This is a genomic window from Vibrio sp. MM46, assembly GCF_027587135.1.
Lineage (GTDB): Bacteria > Pseudomonadota > Gammaproteobacteria > Enterobacterales > Vibrionaceae > Vibrio > Vibrio harveyi.
Genome location: NZ_JAPPTO010000024.1, coordinates 24,888 through 42,824, shown reverse-complemented (window position 1 = coordinate 42,824; position 17,937 = coordinate 24,888). Strand labels below are relative to the sequence as shown.

General features: G+C 45.2%; 15 protein-coding genes. 8 read left to right on the top strand and 7 right to left on the bottom strand.

Features of this window, described 5'->3' with window-relative positions; genetic code table 11:
* Window positions 1–46 precede the first annotated feature (46 nt).
* The 4 genes from OH459_RS22045 to OH459_RS22030 form a co-directional block, all read right to left on the bottom strand.
* Window positions 47–1,339: an outer membrane protein transport protein gene (locus tag OH459_RS22045; RefSeq protein ID WP_269988740.1), complete on the bottom strand. Its 1,293-nt coding sequence runs from the start codon at window positions 1,337–1,339 to the stop codon at window positions 47–49.
* A 309-nt stretch (window positions 1,340–1,648) separates the two neighbouring features.
* Window positions 1,649–2,917 (bottom strand): outer membrane protein transport protein, encoded by a 1,269-nt coding sequence (locus tag OH459_RS22040; RefSeq protein ID WP_017189317.1) that lies wholly within the window; start codon window positions 2,915–2,917, stop codon window positions 1,649–1,651.
* A gap of 298 nt (window positions 2,918–3,215) precedes the next feature.
* A complete protein-coding gene (locus tag OH459_RS22035; protein ID WP_009698563.1) occupies window positions 3,216–3,947 on the bottom strand; it encodes a DUF3379 domain-containing protein in 732 nt (243 codons plus the stop codon).
* Window positions 3,940–4,515: a sigma-70 family RNA polymerase sigma factor gene (locus tag OH459_RS22030; RefSeq protein WP_026000239.1), complete on the bottom strand. Its 576-nt coding sequence runs from the start codon at window positions 4,513–4,515 to the stop codon at window positions 3,940–3,942. Before OH459_RS22030 ends, OH459_RS22035 begins: the two co-directional genes overlap by 8 nt.
* Window positions 4,516–5,146: 631 nt before the next feature.
* Between OH459_RS22030 and fadI the strand changes: the two genes are divergently transcribed.
* Window positions 5,147–6,454: an acetyl-CoA C-acyltransferase FadI gene (fadI, locus tag OH459_RS22025; protein ID WP_269988737.1), complete on the top strand. Its 1,308-nt coding sequence runs from the start codon at window positions 5,147–5,149 to the stop codon at window positions 6,452–6,454.
* Window positions 6,454–8,568 (top strand): fatty acid oxidation complex subunit alpha FadJ, encoded by a 2,115-nt coding sequence (gene fadJ / locus OH459_RS22020; protein ID WP_269988735.1) that lies wholly within the window; start codon window positions 6,454–6,456, stop codon window positions 8,566–8,568. Before fadI ends, fadJ begins: the two co-directional genes overlap by 1 nt.
* Before the next feature lie 70 nt (window positions 8,569–8,638).
* On the opposite strand, the gene OH459_RS22015 is transcribed toward fadJ, so the two are convergent.
* Window positions 8,639–11,416 carry an insulinase family protein gene (locus tag OH459_RS22015; RefSeq protein ID WP_269988733.1) on the bottom strand — a complete coding sequence of 926 codons (2,778 nt, stop codon included), beginning with the start codon at window positions 11,414–11,416 and terminating at the stop codon, window positions 8,639–8,641.
* A 377-nt stretch (window positions 11,417–11,793) separates the two neighbouring features.
* Here OH459_RS22015 and sixA point away from each other — a divergent pair, with 377 nt between their 5' ends.
* Entirely contained in the window at window positions 11,794–12,258 is a 465-nt protein-coding gene (sixA, locus tag OH459_RS22010; protein WP_005438776.1) for a phosphohistidine phosphatase SixA, read from the top strand.
* 103 nt (window positions 12,259–12,361) lie between these two features.
* On the opposite strand, the gene smrB is transcribed toward sixA, so the two are convergent.
* On the bottom strand, window positions 12,362–12,892 hold the full coding sequence (smrB, locus tag OH459_RS22005; RefSeq protein ID WP_005433105.1) for an endonuclease SmrB: 531 nt from the start codon (window positions 12,890–12,892) through the stop codon (window positions 12,362–12,364).
* Window positions 12,893–12,953: 61 nt separating this feature from the next.
* Here smrB and prmB point away from each other — a divergent pair, with 61 nt between their 5' ends.
* Together prmB and aroC are read left to right on the top strand one after the other, a co-directional pair.
* Window positions 12,954–13,886: a 50S ribosomal protein L3 N(5)-glutamine methyltransferase gene (prmB, locus tag OH459_RS22000; protein ID WP_005433096.1), complete on the top strand. Its 933-nt coding sequence runs from the start codon at window positions 12,954–12,956 to the stop codon at window positions 13,884–13,886.
* 221 nt (window positions 13,887–14,107) lie between these two features.
* A complete protein-coding gene (gene aroC, locus OH459_RS21995) occupies window positions 14,108–15,193 on the top strand; it encodes a chorismate synthase (RefSeq protein ID WP_269988730.1) in 1,086 nt (361 codons plus the stop codon).
* An 83-nt stretch (window positions 15,194–15,276) separates the two neighbouring features.
* On the opposite strand, the gene OH459_RS21990 is transcribed toward aroC, so the two are convergent.
* Window positions 15,277–15,900: a trimeric intracellular cation channel family protein gene (locus tag OH459_RS21990; RefSeq protein WP_005433103.1), complete on the bottom strand. Its 624-nt coding sequence runs from the start codon at window positions 15,898–15,900 to the stop codon at window positions 15,277–15,279.
* 327 nt (window positions 15,901–16,227) lie between these two features.
* Here OH459_RS21990 and OH459_RS21985 point away from each other — a divergent pair, with 327 nt between their 5' ends.
* From OH459_RS21985 to OH459_RS21975, 3 genes are all read left to right on the top strand, one after another.
* Window positions 16,228–16,758 carry an elongation factor P hydroxylase gene (locus tag OH459_RS21985; RefSeq protein WP_061065313.1) on the top strand — a complete coding sequence of 177 codons (531 nt, stop codon included), beginning with the start codon at window positions 16,228–16,230 and terminating at the stop codon, window positions 16,756–16,758.
* A gap of 15 nt (window positions 16,759–16,773) precedes the next feature.
* Window positions 16,774–17,037: a YfcL family protein gene (locus OH459_RS21980; protein WP_005448019.1), complete on the top strand. Its 264-nt coding sequence runs from the start codon at window positions 16,774–16,776 to the stop codon at window positions 17,035–17,037.
* A gap of 177 nt (window positions 17,038–17,214) precedes the next feature.
* Window positions 17,215–17,739, top strand: coding sequence for an NADPH-dependent FMN reductase (locus tag OH459_RS21975; protein ID WP_005448020.1), 525 nt, complete (start codon window positions 17,215–17,217; stop codon window positions 17,737–17,739).
* Window positions 17,740–17,937 lie beyond the last annotated feature (198 nt).

Here is a 17,937-nt window from a genome sequence, read left to right as displayed (position 1 = left end):
TTTCTTTTTATCGGTAACTTTCTTTTATCGATAAATAGCGTTCAGATTAGAACTTGTAGTTCGCTTGAACACCGATTAGCCATACGTTACCTGTTACTTCACCAGAGAATTCTCCACCAAATGTAGCAGGATCTTTCATTGGTGGCATACCATCAGTGCGACCTTCATACATTGAAGCATCTTTCGCAAAAATATAGGTAAAGCCAGCGTCTAGTGTTAGATTCTTAGACCATTCGTAACCAGCACCAATACTTAACCATAGACGATCCGTTTCAGGGATAGTAGCTGTACGGTTTTCGTCACTCACAGCAGAAGTGTCGTATGCAACACCTGAGCGTAGCGTCCATTTTTGGTCAAGTTTGTAAGTAGTACCTACAGCGAAGCGGTAGTTATCTTCCCAGTTTTCTTCTTTGATCAAATTTGATGCTTCACCTGGGAAGTCGGCTACTAGCTCTTTAAAACTACTCCAATTAGTCCAGTTGATGCTTGCATGAATCGCTAATTGTTCATTTAACTGATGGTAGCTTGCTAGTTCCGCTGTTGCTGGCAGAGCTAGGTCCATCGAGCCATTTTTATGAGCATTTGGATCTGCTGGGTTGAAACCAAGACCTTTTGCATAACCTTCTAGTGTTAGATCTACTTCAGATTTGTAAGCAAAACCAATACGGTTATTAGCGTTGATTTGCCATGCAGTGCCTACTTGCCAGCCCCATGCCGTATCGTCACCTTCCATGTATTTAAGAGTGGTTCCTGCTAGCTTGTCACCCATCTGTGGTGGCATAACTGCGCCGAAGCTGCCATCTGCCATGACATAGCGGATACCGCCACCAACACTAAGCTTTTCGTTTAGCTTGTATGCTGCATTTAGGTTCGCTTCCATTGAGAATACGCTAGCTTGGTTACCAAAGTTAGCTGCGGCAAAATCTTTACCTAGGTCCGTTTCCATACCGTAGTTAGTGCCAAGGGCAAAGCCAATAGCAAATTCGTCATTGTATTGGTGAGAAAAGTAGAAGTTCGGAATGACAGCATCGTGTGCAAAGTCATGAGAGTTTGCAGCGTTTGGACCATTCACGTAAGTCGACGTGCCATCAACATCGATGTTTGGGTTTACATAGATAGCACCAACAGACACTTGTGTGCCTTCTAGGTAAGTTAGCATAGCTGGGTTACGCCATTGTGCACTTGCGTTATCAGCCATTGCCGCTTCACCAGCGTATGCACGACCTAGACCAGTCGCAGAGTATTCTGCAAGTTGGAAACCTGCTGCGTTTGCAACGCTTGAAGTACTAAGTAGACCGAATGCCACTGCTGTTGATAGGAGAGTCTTGTTGGTTTTCATTGTAATGTTCGCTGAGTTATTTATAACGTGGGGCGAAAGTTTACGTCTAGAGTTATTACTTTAAAAATGAAAAGCCAATAAAACAGTGTTTTCAGGTGAATTGTCTATATATTTCAATATATTTAGAAGATATAACTAACTGTAATGGCGGTGTGAAAAAAACTCAGCGAACACTTGTGAGTCATAATTGTGAGTTTTGATTACACGTGTGCGCCCAAATTGGGTGAATGTAAAACGATAGATAAGAAAAAAGGCTGGAATTCCAGCCTTTTATATAGAGAGTGTTTATATTAGCTTGCTACGTGATGCTTAGAAGCTGCGGCTGTATTGTAAGCCGAATAGGATAGCATCTGCATGCGTTGTCGCTTGAATTTTACTTAGCTCAACACCTACGGTTGTATTCTCGTTAACTTTAACATCATCACCCATTAGGTAAGTAAAGCCAAAGTCTACGTTAGACTTGGTGTCGATATGGTATGTGAAACCTGCAGAGAACCACTGACGATCTGAGTCTGGCACTGAAATAGAAGTCACTTTATCTTGTGCGCTAGTGTCGTACATGTAGCCTGCACGTAGTGTCCAGTCGTTGTTTAGGTAGTAAGTACCACCGATTGAGTAGTGCCAACCATCTTGCCATTCGTAAGGCTTGTCATAGCTGCCAGTCAGTACAGAATCTTGTAGGTTCTCGAATTCAATTTTGTCAAACGCACTCCAACCAATGTATTGGATAGAGTAGTGAACTGCGAATTTAGTGTCGGTAATTTTGTGGTAACCTGAGAATTCAGCCATATCTGGTAGAGGTAGTGTGATCTTCTGACCTTTGTCGTCTTCAGCTTCAAACTCAGGGCTGTAACGGTAAGATAGACCAAAACGGTTGTTTTCATCTAACTCAAACACAGTACCAACATTGAAACCAAAGGCAAAGCCATCAGCTTTATCCACGTCTAACAGTGGAGTACCTGCAGCTGGTACTGGTCCAATGTTCATAGGTGGAAAACCTTTACCTGCAACGCGCTTCATTGTGCCTTGACCGTAAATTAGGTCTAGACCTGCACCGAAGCTCCATTGTTCGTTTAGACGGTATGAACCAGCTACACCAAAGTTAAAGCTTTTAACGTCAGTAAGACCGCCATACTCTGCTGCTACATAGCTATCTGAAAACTCAGTTTTAGTACCGAAGTTTGAGTATGCGTTTACACCCCATGCAAATTTTTCATTAACAGGTACGATAAGGTGAATGTTTGGAGCGATTGAAGTGCCGCCGACATCATCAGTGTCTGCAACATCTTGAGGACCAGTGAATGTTCCCGAATATGTAACGTCTTTTACTTCAATTAGAGAAGTAATACTTTCAAAACCAAGAGATAGCTCAGTTTTGTCAAATAGAGCCATTGCCGCAGGGTTGCGAGCCATTACAGAAGCGTTATCTGCAATTACCGCATCACCGGCGAATGCACGACCGATACCAGTCGCTGATTGTGCGTTTAGCTGGAAACCAGCCGCCATTGCTTGACCAGATGCCATTGCAACCGTCACTGCTAGGAGAGTCTTTTTAAACAGACGCGTATTCTGAGTCATTTTTTATTCCTTATTAGTTTCGTCTCTTTGGACGATAAGTTGAGCTTTTGCTCAGTGGCGCAGATAGTAGTATTAAGAGTGGACCATACAAATCCGACCATTGGATAAATTTGAATAAAAATTGCAGAAATGATGTCTAAATGTCGGGAAATTGCACCTAAAGTGCATGATTTAGAGTTTTGACTCTAAACTCAATAGTTGGCGTGAATGCTTTTTGTGTTATTCATAAACAAAAAGCCGCTAAATTTCGAAATTTAGCGGCTTTTTAGTAGCTAGTAGTGTCGTTTCGCTGAAGTTATTACATCGGCTCCATCATTGGAGCAAGTTTTGCTGCAATAGCATCGATGTCTTCACCGCTGTTACCAACAAGAATCATGCTGGCTTTACCCACAGGCTTCACAACACCGCTCATACCATCTTTATCAAAATCGACTTTCTGGTCGCTCTTCACGTCAGTAACAAACATGGTTACTTTGCCTTCTTTACCTTGGAAAACCATATGAAGGGCGTTTGACTCACCAAAGCCGCAATGGTTTAAGTAGTAAACATGGTATGGAAAGCTACCATTAAGTTGGTAATGGAACGGCATCATTTTCGCGTTTACTTGCTTGCTTGAAACATCCTCATCGAGGTTGCGTACAAATGACTCTTCCGCCACCACGTGTTTCATTGCGGTATCTGCTAGGCTCGCTTGAGCTGGAGAGACAATAACGTTCCCCCAGTTGATTTGACCTACCAATAAACCAGCAGTAAAAGCAACCGATGCAGCCAATGCCATTGCTTTGCGAGCAAAGTTCGGTCTAACCACATTATCGTCATCAAGCGCATTTGACGTTTGATTAAACAGAATTTTGTCGGCTAGATCTTCAGGCACATCCACATTCATGGCTTGCTTGATTTTAAGGTCGAGATCCAAAACGTCATCAACAAACTTACTGTTAGCGTCGTTCTCAGCTAAAGCTTGAAGAATCTCTTCATCCTTCTGTTTTGGATCCGACAAAATACGACGACGAAATTCTAAATCATCCATTTTTTTGTCCTCTCTGAGTATCTTGAGAATCCAACATCTCTTTTAATTGATTACGGGCGCGGAAAAGGCGCGTCATTACAGTGTTCTTGTTTAGATCAAGAATGCTGCCGATTTCTTCTCCACTGAAACCACCAACAACTTGAAGAAACAAAGGCTCACGGTATTCGACGTCAAGCTTCATTATCTGAGCTTGTAGCCATTCCTGCTGATGATGTGGGTCATCGCTAACTTTAGCATCATTGCCGTAGTCATCGATATCAACCAAATCAAATTGTTTACGCTCGAAGCGGCGCGCGTTTTCTCGTCTCAATATAGTAATAAGCCAAGATTTTGCTGCCTTTTCATCTTGAAGACTATCCAGTGACTTCCATGCGCGCAAACAGGTTTCTTGAACCAAATCTTCTGCAATCGCCTTGTCTTTGCATAACCAGTAAGCGTAGCGATACAAGTCTCTGTGATAGCCCCGAACAAGAGCTTCGTATTTTCTTTGTCTGTCCATATCAGAGTTGACCGGACTGTTGGAATTTTTCTTTCCAAACATTTTAAATATTGCCACAGGAGCCTCCATCTTGCTCTGTGAGGTCATATATACCGATTGTATTTATGAACGATCCGACTACATCGAGATGTAGTGTCGCAGCAGCACAATATACTTCTTCAATGATCAAGCACTTATTTGAAGTGATGATAAATTATTCTATATAGTTTTAATAAGCGTTTTCATGCAACTATTTTAGAGTGATCAAGACTCTTTCGTACTTTGATACGTTCAGAAACTATAAAATCACCATAAAATTGATCTATTTCAAAATCTGATGCAGTGAAGGGGCTATAGTACATCTTGTCATCTAGTTAGTCATTGACGACTAACATGTTGAGCAAGATGACACTTCCTTTTGAAGGCTGACTTTACTTTCTCCTAATCAGGAAACTGATTAATTTTACAATTGGCGTATGTTAATTGTTTTATAGATATTCCGACCACACAGTTTTGTGTGGTTTTTTTTTGCTTCAATTTTACCTTCCGCACACTTCTCTTCATTTTAACTCACTATAGTTAATCATTCTTAATCGCCTAAGAATCAACGAACTAGAGCAATAGATCTACTCGCTTCACGTTTATTTAAACGCATGTTTGATAAATTTAACAAACTGATTACAATGCATCAGGTCAGACCTCTTGTATTTAAGGAGAAACAATGGGCAAGCAGGAAGTGAAAACACGCCACGGTGAACGTGTTGCTATTGTCGCAGGGCTACGAACCCCCTTTGCTCGTCAAAGCACTGAGTTCAGCCAGGTGCCAGCGGTCGATTTAGGCAAAATGGTAGTGAGCGAAATGCTTGCTCGCACAGACATCGATCCGAAACTCATCGAACAAGTGGTATTTGGACAAGTAGTTCAAATGCCAGAAGCGCCAAACATTGCACGTGAAATTGTGCTTGGTACAGGAATGCACATCCACACTGACGCTTACAGTGTTACTCGCGCGTGTGCGACTAGCTTCCAAGCTGCAGTCAATGTTGCTGAGAGCATTATGGCGGGCAGCATTGATGTTGGTATCGCGGGTGGTGCGGACTCTTCATCGGTTCTACCAATTGGTGTTTCTAAGAAACTTGCCGCGAACTTGCTTGCGCTAAGTAAAACCAAAACGCTGGGTCAAAAGCTCAACATTCTCAAAAAACTCAGCTTTAAAGATTTAATGCCAGTACCGCCGGCTGTGGCTGAGTACTCGACTGGGCTTTCAATGGGGCAAACTGCCGAGCAAATGGCGAAGTCACACGGCATTACTCGTGCAGAGCAAGACGCTTTGGCGCACCGTTCTCACTCTCTAGCTTCGCAAGCTTGGAAAGACGGCAAAATCCAAGACGAAGTGATGACGGCTTTCCCAGAACCTTACAAAAAATGGATCTCTGAAGATAACAACATTCGTCATGATTCGACATTAGAAGGCTACGCAAAACTGCGTCCGGCTTTCGACCGTCAATACGGCAGCGTAACAGCGGCGAACAGTACACCATTAACCGATGGTGGTGCGGCGGTGATGCTAATGCGTGAAGGCAAAGCGAAAGAGCTTGGTATGGAAATACTTGGCTACATCCGCGGTTATGCGTTCTCAGCCATTGGTGTAGAAATGGACATGCTAATGGGACCAACATACGCGACAGCAAAAGTGTTGGAGAACACAGGTTTAGAGCTTTCAGACCTGACGCTTATTGATATGCATGAAGCCTTCGCTGCCCAAGCACTGGCAAACGTGAAGATGTTTGCTTCTGATAAATTTGCCCAAGAAAACCTAGATCGCTCGAAAGCGATAGGTGAAATCGATATGGATAAGTTCAACGTCCTTGGCGGTTCCATTGCCTACGGTCACCCATTTGCCGCAACTGGTGCACGTATGATGACGCAAACGCTGCGTGAGCTTAAACGTCGTGGCGGTGGTCTTGCGTTGAATACCGCATGTGCCGCAGGTGGTCTTGGTGCAGCAATGATTTTGGAGGTTGAGTAATGAGCGAGCAAAAAGCATTTAGTCTAAAGATTGATGAGCAGAACATTGCTTGGCTAGCCATCGATGTGCCAAATGAGAAAATGAACACGCTGCAAGCGGCGTTTGCAGATGAGATGAAAGAGATCTTCGCTCAACTAAAAGACACCAGCGGCGTGAAAGGGGTGATCATTCATTCCCTAAAACCAGATAACTTTGTTGCCGGTGCCGATGTTCGTATGCTTGAAGCGTGCACAACGGCGAGTGAAGCTGAAGCATTAGCTAAGCAGGGGCAAGAGTTATTCCAGCAACTGTCTGATCTGCCTTATCCAGTTGTTGCTGCGATTCACGGTCCATGTTTAGGCGGTGGTTTAGAGCTTGCGTTAGCGTGTGACTACCGTGTGTGTACCGATTCCGATAAAACGCGTCTTGGTTTGCCTGAAGTGCAACTTGGTTTGTTGCCTGGTTCTGGTGGTACTCAGCGCCTTCCTCGTCTGATTGGTCTGTTGCCTTCGTTAGACCTCATCCTTACAGGTAAACAACTGCGTGCCAAGAAAGCGAAAAAACTTGGCGTTGTTGATGCGTGTGTACCAGAGACGATTCTTCTTGATGTAGTTAAGCAGCTTATCGAAAAAGGGAAGAACAAAGGTAAGAAGAAGCAATCGACAAAAGAGAAGTTGATGTCGGGCAGTGGTTTAGGTCGTAAGTTTGTGTTTGAGCAAGCCGCGAAGAAAACCAATGAGAAGACCCGCGGTAACTATCCAGCAACGGTTGCGATTCTCGAAGTCATTCAGCACGGTCTTGAAAAAGGCTTTGCTCAAGGTCAAGAGCTTGAAGCGAAGCGCTTTGGCGAATTGGTGATGAGCTCGGAATCGAAAGCACTGCGCTCTATTTTCTTTGCTACCACTGAAATGAAGAAAGAAAACGGTGCGGAAGCCGAGCCAGCAGCTGTCAACAGAGTTGGCGTGTTGGGTGGTGGTCTAATGGGGGCAGGCATCAGCCATGTATCTGTTGCGAAGGCGAAAGTGCCAGTACGTATTAAAGACGTCAGCAATGATGGCGTGCTTAACGCGTTGAACTACAACTATAAGTTGTTCGAAAAGCAGCGTAAGCGCCGTATTATCTCGAAAGCGGACCTGCAATCGAAAATGCTGCAACTGTCTGGGGGCGTTGATTTCACAAGCTTCAATCATATTGATGTGGTTATTGAAGCGGTGTTTGAAGATCTTGACCTTAAACAGATGATGGTTGCGGATATTGAAGCGAATGCAAAACCAGAGACCATCTTTGCGACCAACACGTCTTCGTTACCAATTCACAAAATTGCAGAAAAAGCAGAGCGTCCAGAAAACATCGTCGGTCTGCATTACTTCAGTCCGGTAGAAAAAATGCCACTGGTGGAAGTGATTCCTCATGAAACTACGTCAGAAGAGACCATTTCTACGGTTGTTGCACTTGCGAAGAAGCAAGGTAAGACACCAATCGTCGTGAAAGATAAAGCTGGCTTCTATGTAAACCGTATTCTTGCGCCTTACATGAACGAAGCTGCGCACATCTTGCTGGCAAATGAGCCAATCGAACAACTTGATGGTGCGCTGCTTGATTTTGGTTTCCCAGTTGGTCCTATCACATTGTTGGATGAAGTCGGTGTTGATATCGGTGCTAAGATCATGCCGATCTTGGTTAACGAATTAGGCGAACGATTTAAAGGTCCAGACGTATTCGACACACTACTGAATGACGGTCGAAAAGGTCGTAAGAGTGGGAAAGGCTTCTACACCTACAAAGGTAAGAAGAAAGAAGTCGATAAGTCCGTGTACAAGCTATTGAACCTGACGCCAGAATCTAAACTGAGCGACAACGACATTGCATTGCGTTGTGTACTGCCGATGCTAAACGAAGCGGTTCGCTGCTTAGACGACGGTATTATCCGCTCTCCACGCGATGGTGATATCGGTGCGATCTTTGGTATTGGTTTCCCACCATTCCTAGGTGGTCCGTTCCGTTACATGGACCAATTCGGTTTGAAAGAACTGGTTGAGAAAATGAACGAGTTTGCATCGAAATACGGCGATCGTTACGCGCCGTGTGATGGCTTACTCACTCGCGCTGGTGAAGGTCGTAACTTCTACGATTAACGACTAGCGCCAAAAATAGAAAGGCTTGCGTGATGCAAGCCTTTTTTGTATCAGTGCTAATTACAATGATTTACCCGAGACCGAAGTCTTTCGGGCGCAGTTGAAACTCTTCTATCGAGCCAACCTCTAAGCCAAGATTGATTCGCGGCGCGTCTTCATGGGCGATGCCTTGTGAATGCATCACCAAACGATTAGCAGTACGAGGTTTAAGCTCATTGACCACAAAGCGAATCATATCGGTGCGGGTCAATTCTTTAAGCTCTTCCAACACTTTTTCACGCTGATTAAAGTCGGTGTCTTTGTTGCCAATTGCTACCCATAGGCGCTGCGCTCTTCCCCGCAATGTGGTGTCAGGCGTTGCAATCTGGTTCCACAATCCGCGCTTACTGCTGTGCCATTGGTATTCGTTGAGCTCTAACAACACCATGTAGAACGCATTTAAAAACTCATCGATTGAGGTAACCAGTTCGGCTGGTGCAGCATTCGGTGACTGTACATAAAGCACAATCCCCGGATGGCGGTTAAGTGGCATGTTCCCTGTACCAACCATGTAGCCTAACTGTTGTTTAGTTCGGATCTCGTGGAAGAAGGTTGCCGACATTAGGTGGTTTGCCAAGGAATAAAGTGCAATGTTACGAGGCGAGATGTCTTCGCATTGGTGATAAATCACTACAGCTGAGTCTTGCTGGTTACAGTTCACTTCGCGTTGGAAACTGCCGTTTTCACCCAGCATGACGAGTGGGCGAAGCGCTTCTTCGTAACGTTGTTCTTTTACACGAAGTGCGTCTTTCAATGTGTTTGCCATGTCATGAGCTTGCTGACGCTGCCAATCGCCATAAACAAACATTTCAACATGCAACTCGGCAAGAATCGATTCAACAAACACTGACAGCTCATCCACTTCAATCTCTTCCAATGCTTCAACCAATGTTGCGAATGGTGGATTGTTCGGTTGGAGTAAGCCTGTTAGTGCATTAAAAAGCTGTGAAATAGGACGATCTTGCGATGAATTTCGCCAATTACGTAACAGTTGCTGCTTAATGGTCTCGAAGCGGGCTGGGCTGAACTCACGTGCCGCAAAACGATGCAGAATCATTTCCAGCAGTTGTGGCAGCTTCTGGCTAAAACCCGATAGGGTAAGCGTGACGCCGCCTTGGTGAGCATACATGTTGTAACCCATACCTGCGATTTCAGCTTGATACGTCTCTTTTGCCAGAGAGTCGAGGAACATCTCAACACATAGTCGCGTTTTCACGATGTTTTTCGGTGATGCTACCGCGTGTGAACTATCGATGGCGACGTAAACGACGCCTTTTGGTACTCGGAATTCATCGTCTTGCAAGTGCCATAAACGGAAGCCTTCTACATCTTCCACCAACTCCGGCAATGAGCCACCGTTTTCAAACGGTTTTGGATCGAGTTCGTAGCAAATGTATGGGTTCTTTTCTGGGAGAATGAATTGCCAACTTGGGTCGATTTGTTGATAGAAACGGCGTTGTTCTTCGCTGAACGGCGTTACCGAGTAAGGCGTGAAGTACCACTCCGCGGTTTGGTTGTATTCCAAGCCTTTCGCTATCAAGGTGACGCGAACATTTTCAACCGAAAGATATTGAAGTAATGAGCGTTGGAGTGCTTCATCATAGCCTGCCATTTTGTAGTCACCATAAACCGTGTCTTCCGGTTGATAGTGCTGCATGTTGATCACCAAATGGCTGACCAAATCCATTGGACGCGATGGTTCTTGGAAGCGAAAAGCAGATTCCAACACCGCTTGTTTTTCCAAGTAGCGCCACTCATCCATACCATCTTGTTTGATCATGGAGATATATTGGAATACCGCTTGAACGATGTCATCGATATGATCCAAGCCGTTCGGCGTCAGGGTGCAACTTACGGTGAAATCGCGGTAGTTACTGCCGCTCGCACCGCCACCTGCAGAGAGGGAGGTAATCCAGCCTTTCTCTTTGAGTTGAAGCATTAAACTGCCTTCACCTTCATAACCCAACAGGTGAGCAAAGTAGGAAAGGGGCTTCACGCTATAGTGCGCGTCCATTCCCGGCATTGGGAACGTGAGAATCAGTTTACGGAACTCTTTGATTGGTTCGACTTGAACCAAGATGCCTGTGCTTTCTTCAGTGCCGATAGGCACATCGATCGACTTTCCGCGTAGTTGGTGGTTTGGAATGTCGGCAAACATGGTTTCTACCCACGTTTGCTGCTCATCAAGAGATTGCGGACCAAACAAAGTCAGCGTCATCAAGTCAGCAGAATACTGAGAGTGGTGAAATTCAACAATTTCGTCTCGAATTGATTTGTCTTCGCGATCGCCAAGTGTATCTAAGTTACCGACAGAAAATTTTGAAAACGGGTGCTCTGGGTTGATGACTTCTTTGTTGACTTGATACAGACGGCGAGAATCGTCATTCAGTTTGAGCTTGTATTCGGAATCGACCGCTTGGCGTTCTTTGTCTAACGCTTCTTCGTTAAACAGTGGTGCGGTAAAGAATTGGCTGAAGCGATCAAGCGCGGTTTCAAAAGCAGTTGGTGTGACATCGAAGAAGAAACAGGTGTGCTCGGTGCCTGTCCAAGCGTTGTTGGTGCCACCATGTTGACTAATATAACTTTGAAACTCGCCCACTTTAGGGTATTTTTCCGTACCCAAAAAAAGCATGTGTTCTAGATAGTGTGCCAGACCTTGACGATCCATCGGATCATCGAAGTGTCCAACGTTTACTGCTAGGGCTGCTGCCGACTGTTGAGCCGTGTCGGAATGAATCAGCAACACGCGCAGGGCATTACTCAATGTAATGTAGCGGTATTGATTTGAATCGTTTGGACTTAGGTGCACGATGCGTCTCCAGATTTCGCATTACAGTAATTATGATCCCCGAGTGGGGAGGCGCAAAGTTTGCGCTTCGACAAATACTGCTTGCCGCATTTTTGTTATTCGTAAGAGTACTGCATAAGCCCATCAGCAAATTGCTATGGGGTTCGAGCTATTTGAAGGAATGCACTGAGTTCATAACTTCATCGTAGAATGTGATGAACTGAGTATATTCTTTTTAATAGATTGTTAAGAAAGTCGCTATCTTTAGCAAGCGAATTGGTATAATGAACCGATAATTATATCAGTATTTTTGTTTCGACATTATTAAAGTTAGCCCGCTATCCGTATAAAGATAGCAGTCAACCTTTTGGTAGCGTTAGCTATCCCTAGGAAATAACATGAAAATATTTATCTTGCGTCACGGTGAAGCTGAGCATTTTGCGAACACCGACGCAGAAAGACAACTGACCCCAAGAGGCAGAACTGAATCGGAAGCAGTTGCCCGAGCATGTAAAGAGCAAGGTTTTGCTCAATTCGACAAAGTACTGGTGAGCCCGTACATTCGAGCGCAGCAAACTTGGCAAGAAATCAGCGCACACTTTTCGGCGAAAAGCATCGAAACGTGTGAAGACATCACGCCTTACGGTCAATCCGACCAAGTGTTTGATTTCGCTAATGCGTTGATTGAAGTTGAGAAGCTGGAGTCTCTGCTGTTTGTGTCGCACTTGCCGCTGGTGGGCTACCTTACCTCGGAATTTGTGAAAGACATGACGCCGCCAATGTTCCCGACATCTGGCTTGGTGTGCATTGAATTTGATCCGCAAACACAACGCGGTGAAGTGCTTTGGCATATCACGCCATAGAGCACCACCTCTCGGGATGATGGCTCGAGAAAAACAAAAAGGCAGGGTTAACCTGCCTTTGTCGTTCTTGCTCGTCCGAGAAGTACTTCTCGAAGTCGGTGAGTTATTTCTCAGGAATAGAAAGCAGCACCAGTAGGGCACCATCGCCGCCAAACTCTAGAGGCGCTTGGTGGAATGCCATTACGTCTGGATGCTGAGCTAACCAAAGCGGCGCTTTCTGCTTCAGAATGTGCTTACCGATGCCGTGTTGTACACACGCACAGTGGATTTCATTTTTCACGCAGTACGCGATCATCGCACCGAGTTCTCGCTTGGCTTCTTGTTGTGTCATGCCGTGCATGTCTAGGAAGACGTCAGGCACGTACACGCCACGACGAAGACGTTTCACTTCATAAGTCGAAACATCATCACGCGCGTAGCGAGTTGGTCCATCCGCATTTAAGAGCGGGACAAACTCATCGGAAAAGTAAAATTCAGAATCACTCGCTTCACGGTTTGAGCGTGTGATTTCTTTTTGCTTAGTATTTTTTTTTGGTTGCTGGATTATGGTATCCTGTCGCAACTTTTTTACGCCCTGTACTGCATCCTTAAACAAGGCGAAATCGTCATCGTGTTCGGTGTCTTTTTTGCTCATTAGGTAAACAATTTCATTTTTACAATTTATGGCAGTATTGTAGCGCTTTTCGGAGGCAATTTTGGATAAGATTTTTGTAGAAGAGGCGGTATCGGAGCTCCATACCCTTCAAGATATGATTCGTTGGACGGTAAGCCGCTTTAACGCCGCTAACCTGTTTTACGGTCATGGCACTGATAATGCGTGGGATGAAGCGGTTCAGCTTATCCTGCCAACATTATACTTGCCGATTGATGTGCCTCCGCACGTATTGAACTCTCGCCTTACGACAAGCGAGCGTCTGCGTATTGTTGAGCGTGTAGTAAAACGCATTAACGAGCGTACACCAACTGCATACCTAACCAACAAAGCATGGTTCTGTGGTCTTGAGTTCTTCGTTGATGAGCGTGTACTTGTGCCACGTTCTCCAATCGGTGAATTGATTCAAGCGGAATTCCAACCTTGGTTGGTGGAAGAGCCTACGCGCATCATGGACCTATGTACGGGTTCTGGTTGTATCGCGATTGCTTGTGCGCACGCTTTCCCTGAAGCAGAAGTTGACGCGATCGACATCTCTACAGACGCTCTACAAGTGGCTGAGCAAAACGTACAAGATCACGGCATGGAGCAGCAAGTGTTCCCAATCCGCTCTGACTTGTTCCGCGACCTTCCAAAAGAGAAGTACAACCTGATCGTGTCTAACCCACCTTACGTGGACGAAGAAGACATGAACAGTCTACCAGACGAGTTCACGCACGAGCCTGAACTAGGTCTTGCTGCAGGTACTGACGGTCTAAAACTGGTTCGTCGTATTCTTGCTAACGCACCAGACTACCTAACAGACGATGGTATTCTTGTGTGTGAAGTCGGTAACTCAATGGTTCACATGATGGAACAGTACCCACAAATTCCATTCACTTGGATTGAGTTCGAGAACGGTGGTCACGGCGTATTCATGCTAACGCGTGACCAGCTGGTTGAGTGTGCAGAAGAGTTCAAACTGTACAAAGACTAAGCCTGTCGAAATAAACCATTCAAATAAACAATGAAAACACCGAGCCCAGTGCTCGGTGTTTTTTTATCCGCTTCGCACTGAGCTTGGAAAATTTCGGCTGTTTTGTTTTTTCCGCCAAATCGGGCTTTACATCAAAACGTAATACCGCCACTATGATTCCACGAAGAATTGAAAAGCAGTTGCGCTCATGGAGAGCGTGGCGACAAGAACTTGAGGAAGTAATGGCAGGAAACAGTATCGGACAACATTTCCGAGTAACGACATTCGGAGAAAGTCACGGTATCGCACTAGGATGTATCGTAGACGGATGCCCTCCAGGTTTGGAAATCACTGAGGCAGATCTGCAAACGGATCTCGACCGTCGCCGTCCTGGCACATCACGTTACACTACCCAACGTCGTGAACCGGACGAAGTAAAAATTCTTTCTGGCGTTTTTGAAGGTAAAACCACAGGTACTTCAATTGGTCTGATGATCGAGAACACAGACCAACGTTCTAAAGACTACTCAGACATCAAAGACAAGTTCCGTCCAGGACACGCTGATTACACTTACCACCAAAAATACGGTATGCGCGACTATCGAGGTGGCGGTCGTTCGTCTGCTCGTGAAACGGCAATGCGTGTGGCGGCTGGTGCAATCGCTAAGAAATACCTAAAAGACGAGTTCGGTGTAGAAATCCGCGCTTACTTGTCGCAAATGGGTGGCGTTTCAATCGATAAAGTGGATTGGAATGAAATCGAAAACAACGCATTCTTCTGCCCAGATGCAGACAAAGTGGAAGCGTTTGATCAACTTATCCGTGATCTGAAAAAAGAAGGCGACTCTATCGGCGCTAAAATTCAGGTCGTGGCGACCAACGTGCCTGTTGGTCTTGGTGAGCCTGTATTTGATCGTTTGGATGCAGACATCGCGCACGCGTTAATGAGCATCAATGCGGTGAAAGGCGTGGAAATCGGTGACGGTTTTGATGTGGTAAACCAAAAAGGCAGCGAGCACCGTGATACGCTTTCACCAGAAGGCTTTGGTAGTAACCACGCGGGCGGCATTCTTGGCGGTATCTCTACTGGTCAAGAGATTGTTGCAAACATCGCGCTTAAGCCAACCTCAAGCATTACGGTGCCAGGTGAGACTATCACTAAAGAAGGTGAACCAACTCAGCTGATCACTAAAGGTCGTCATGACCCTTGTGTGGGGATCCGCGCTGTGCCTATCGCAGAAGCGATGCTGGCTATTGTCGTTATGGACCATTTGCTACGCCACCGTGGTCAAAACCATGGCGTACAAACCGAGACTCCAAAGATTTAAGTTTGAAGCTTAACTCGATAGAAACACAAAAGGCTGCTCAATGAGCAGCCTTTTTCATGTCTTTCAATAGGTTTCTATTTGAATCAGTGAATCGACCCTTCGGTTTCCAAGTGGAATGAAGGCAAGCGCCATTTAAAGCGTACTGCCGCCATACGCAACATGTAACCAGTAATCAGAGTCACAATCGTCGCGGTTACGTCCGGTACGTTGAACTCAAGTAACGCTAGGTACAAACCTGATGCGATAAGTGCTACAGAGGCGTAAAGCTCTTCATGCAGCACAAGCGGCGTTTGACGACAAATCAAATCACGTAGCAGACCACCAAATACGCCAGTTACAAGTGCTGACACCATACAAATGCCAGGGTGTAAGCCCATGCCAATCGCTACCTTGGTGCCGATGATGCTAAATACGATCAAGCCTAGCGCATCCAAACGAATGAACAGACCTTTCAGCTTGATTACCCACTTCGCCAAGCCAGTTGTCAGTACACCCGCAACGCATGTAATTGCTAAGAATTCAGGATTCTTTACCCAACCTAATGGGTAGTGACCTAGCAAAATGTCGCGTACTGTACCGCCGCCGATTGCCGTTGCACTGGCTACCAACATAACACCAAACCAATCCATTTTTCTTCGGCCGGCACTCAATGCACCAGTCATGGCTTCAGCCGTGATACCAATGATATACAACACACTTAGCAGCATAAGGGGACACTCAAATAAAAGGGCTCTGTTATGTCCTTGAGGTTAAGGAAAACAGCAGCAAAACTTACCAACAAGATCTAAGCCTTGGGGATAGGCTTAAATCCAAAAAGAATCTCGCTTTAAGTAGCGTTGAAGTCGCCATCATTAAGCGTAAAAATAAGGCGTGAGTGTAGTGGGAAATGTGATCTGTGACGAATGAGAAATTGTATGGAGAAAGCGACTTTCAGATTAACTCAGCTAATAACCAAACATGTTGTGTGGCTTTACCTGTGTAAGAAAAACAGCGACAATGCGCACCGCATATCAATTTGAATTACAGAATCGATGATGAATCACGAATATCAAGACCTTATCACCATCTTCAACGACACGTTTATTGAGTCTTTTAATACCAAATTAGAACTTGGTGGTGATGAGCCTATCTACTTACCGGCTGACGAAGCGCACCCACATCATCGGATTATTTTTGCTCGTGGCTTTTACGCGTCAGCACTACACGAGATTGCCCATTGGTGTGTAGCAGGACCAGAGCGCCGTTTGCTAGAAGATTTTGGTTACTGGTACGAGCCAGATGGTCGTACAGCAGAGGTTCAAGCTGAGTTCGAAAAAGTTGAAGTTCGCCCCCAAGCTTATGAGTGGATTCTCGCGAAAAGTGCTGACTTCCCTTTTAACGTTAGTTGTGACAATCTACACGGCGATTTTGAACCAGATCGTCTTGGTTTTATGCACAAAGTGCACAATGAAGTAATGGGTATTTTAGAAAACGGTCTTCCGCCGCGCGTACAAATGCTATCGGATGCGTTGCGTGCCTTTTACCAAACCAAGCCGCTGGAAACGTCTGACTTTATCGTTAAATAACCTCAGAGAAGCTCCATGATTATTGAATTTGAAGAAAAACTACTAGAACTGATTGATGCACGCATTGAAACCGCATCGGATGATGAATTGTTTGCTGGTGGTTATTTACGTGGTCACATTTCTCTGTCTGCGGCGGCGTGTGAAGAAGAAGGTATTAATGATGTGGCTGAGTTGAAATCTCGCATCGAAAACAGTCTTGAAGAAGCGCGTTCAGAATTAACACCAGCAGATCGCGTGATTGTTAACGACCTTTGGCAAGAGCTTCAAGCACAAGCTTAAGCCACCATCAGTTTTTATAAGCTTCGACAGGTTGCGCTAAACCTCTGGTTGAAGCAAAAAGAGTTGAATTAAACTCCTTCGAAATTTTCGAATCTCTCCTTAAAATTTTTGTGGTTGTAGCACACTCGTTCACCTCTTACTCTTGTTAGTACAAAACGTGAACAAAGGACTACAACCATGAAAATTATCGCATTCGGCGCTTCTACTAGCTCTACCTCTATCAATAAAACTCTCGCGACTTACGCTGCCAATCTTGTTGAAGGTGCAGACGTGCAAGTGTTAGATCTCAATAGCTACGATGTTCCTTTGTTCAGCGAAGACAAAGAGAAGGAAATTGGTCAGGCAGAGGGCGCAAAAGCGTTTCTTGCTGACATCGCAACAGCAGACGCTTTGGTGATTTCTTTTGCTGAGCATAATGGCTCTTACCCAGCAGCATATAAGAATTTATTCGATTGGGCGACACGCATCGAGCGTAACGTATTCCAAAATAAACCAGCGGTGTACTTAGCGACTTCACCAGGTCCTGGTGGTGCACAAACGGTACTCGCTGCGGCGACAGGCTCTGCACCTTACTTTGGGGCGGAAGTGAAAGCATCGCAATCTATTCCAAGCTTCTACGATAACTTTGATTTAGAAGCGGGCAAGTTCCGTAATGCGGAACTTGCAGATCAAGTGAAAGCAGCAGTGGCGACATTGAATTAAGGTCTCTCTTTTGTGTCATTAACCGAGAGATTCCCGACTACACTCCTTTGTCGTTATTGGGAATGACGAGGGAGTTTTCGTTTAGAAGGTCGCTGAATGAGGTGCTCCTGTTAGCTGTTAAAGTTAAAGACTTAAATTCGAACATTCCCTAGAAGGAAGAATGATTGAGTAGGGGATCTTTTTTGTGTAATGAATCGA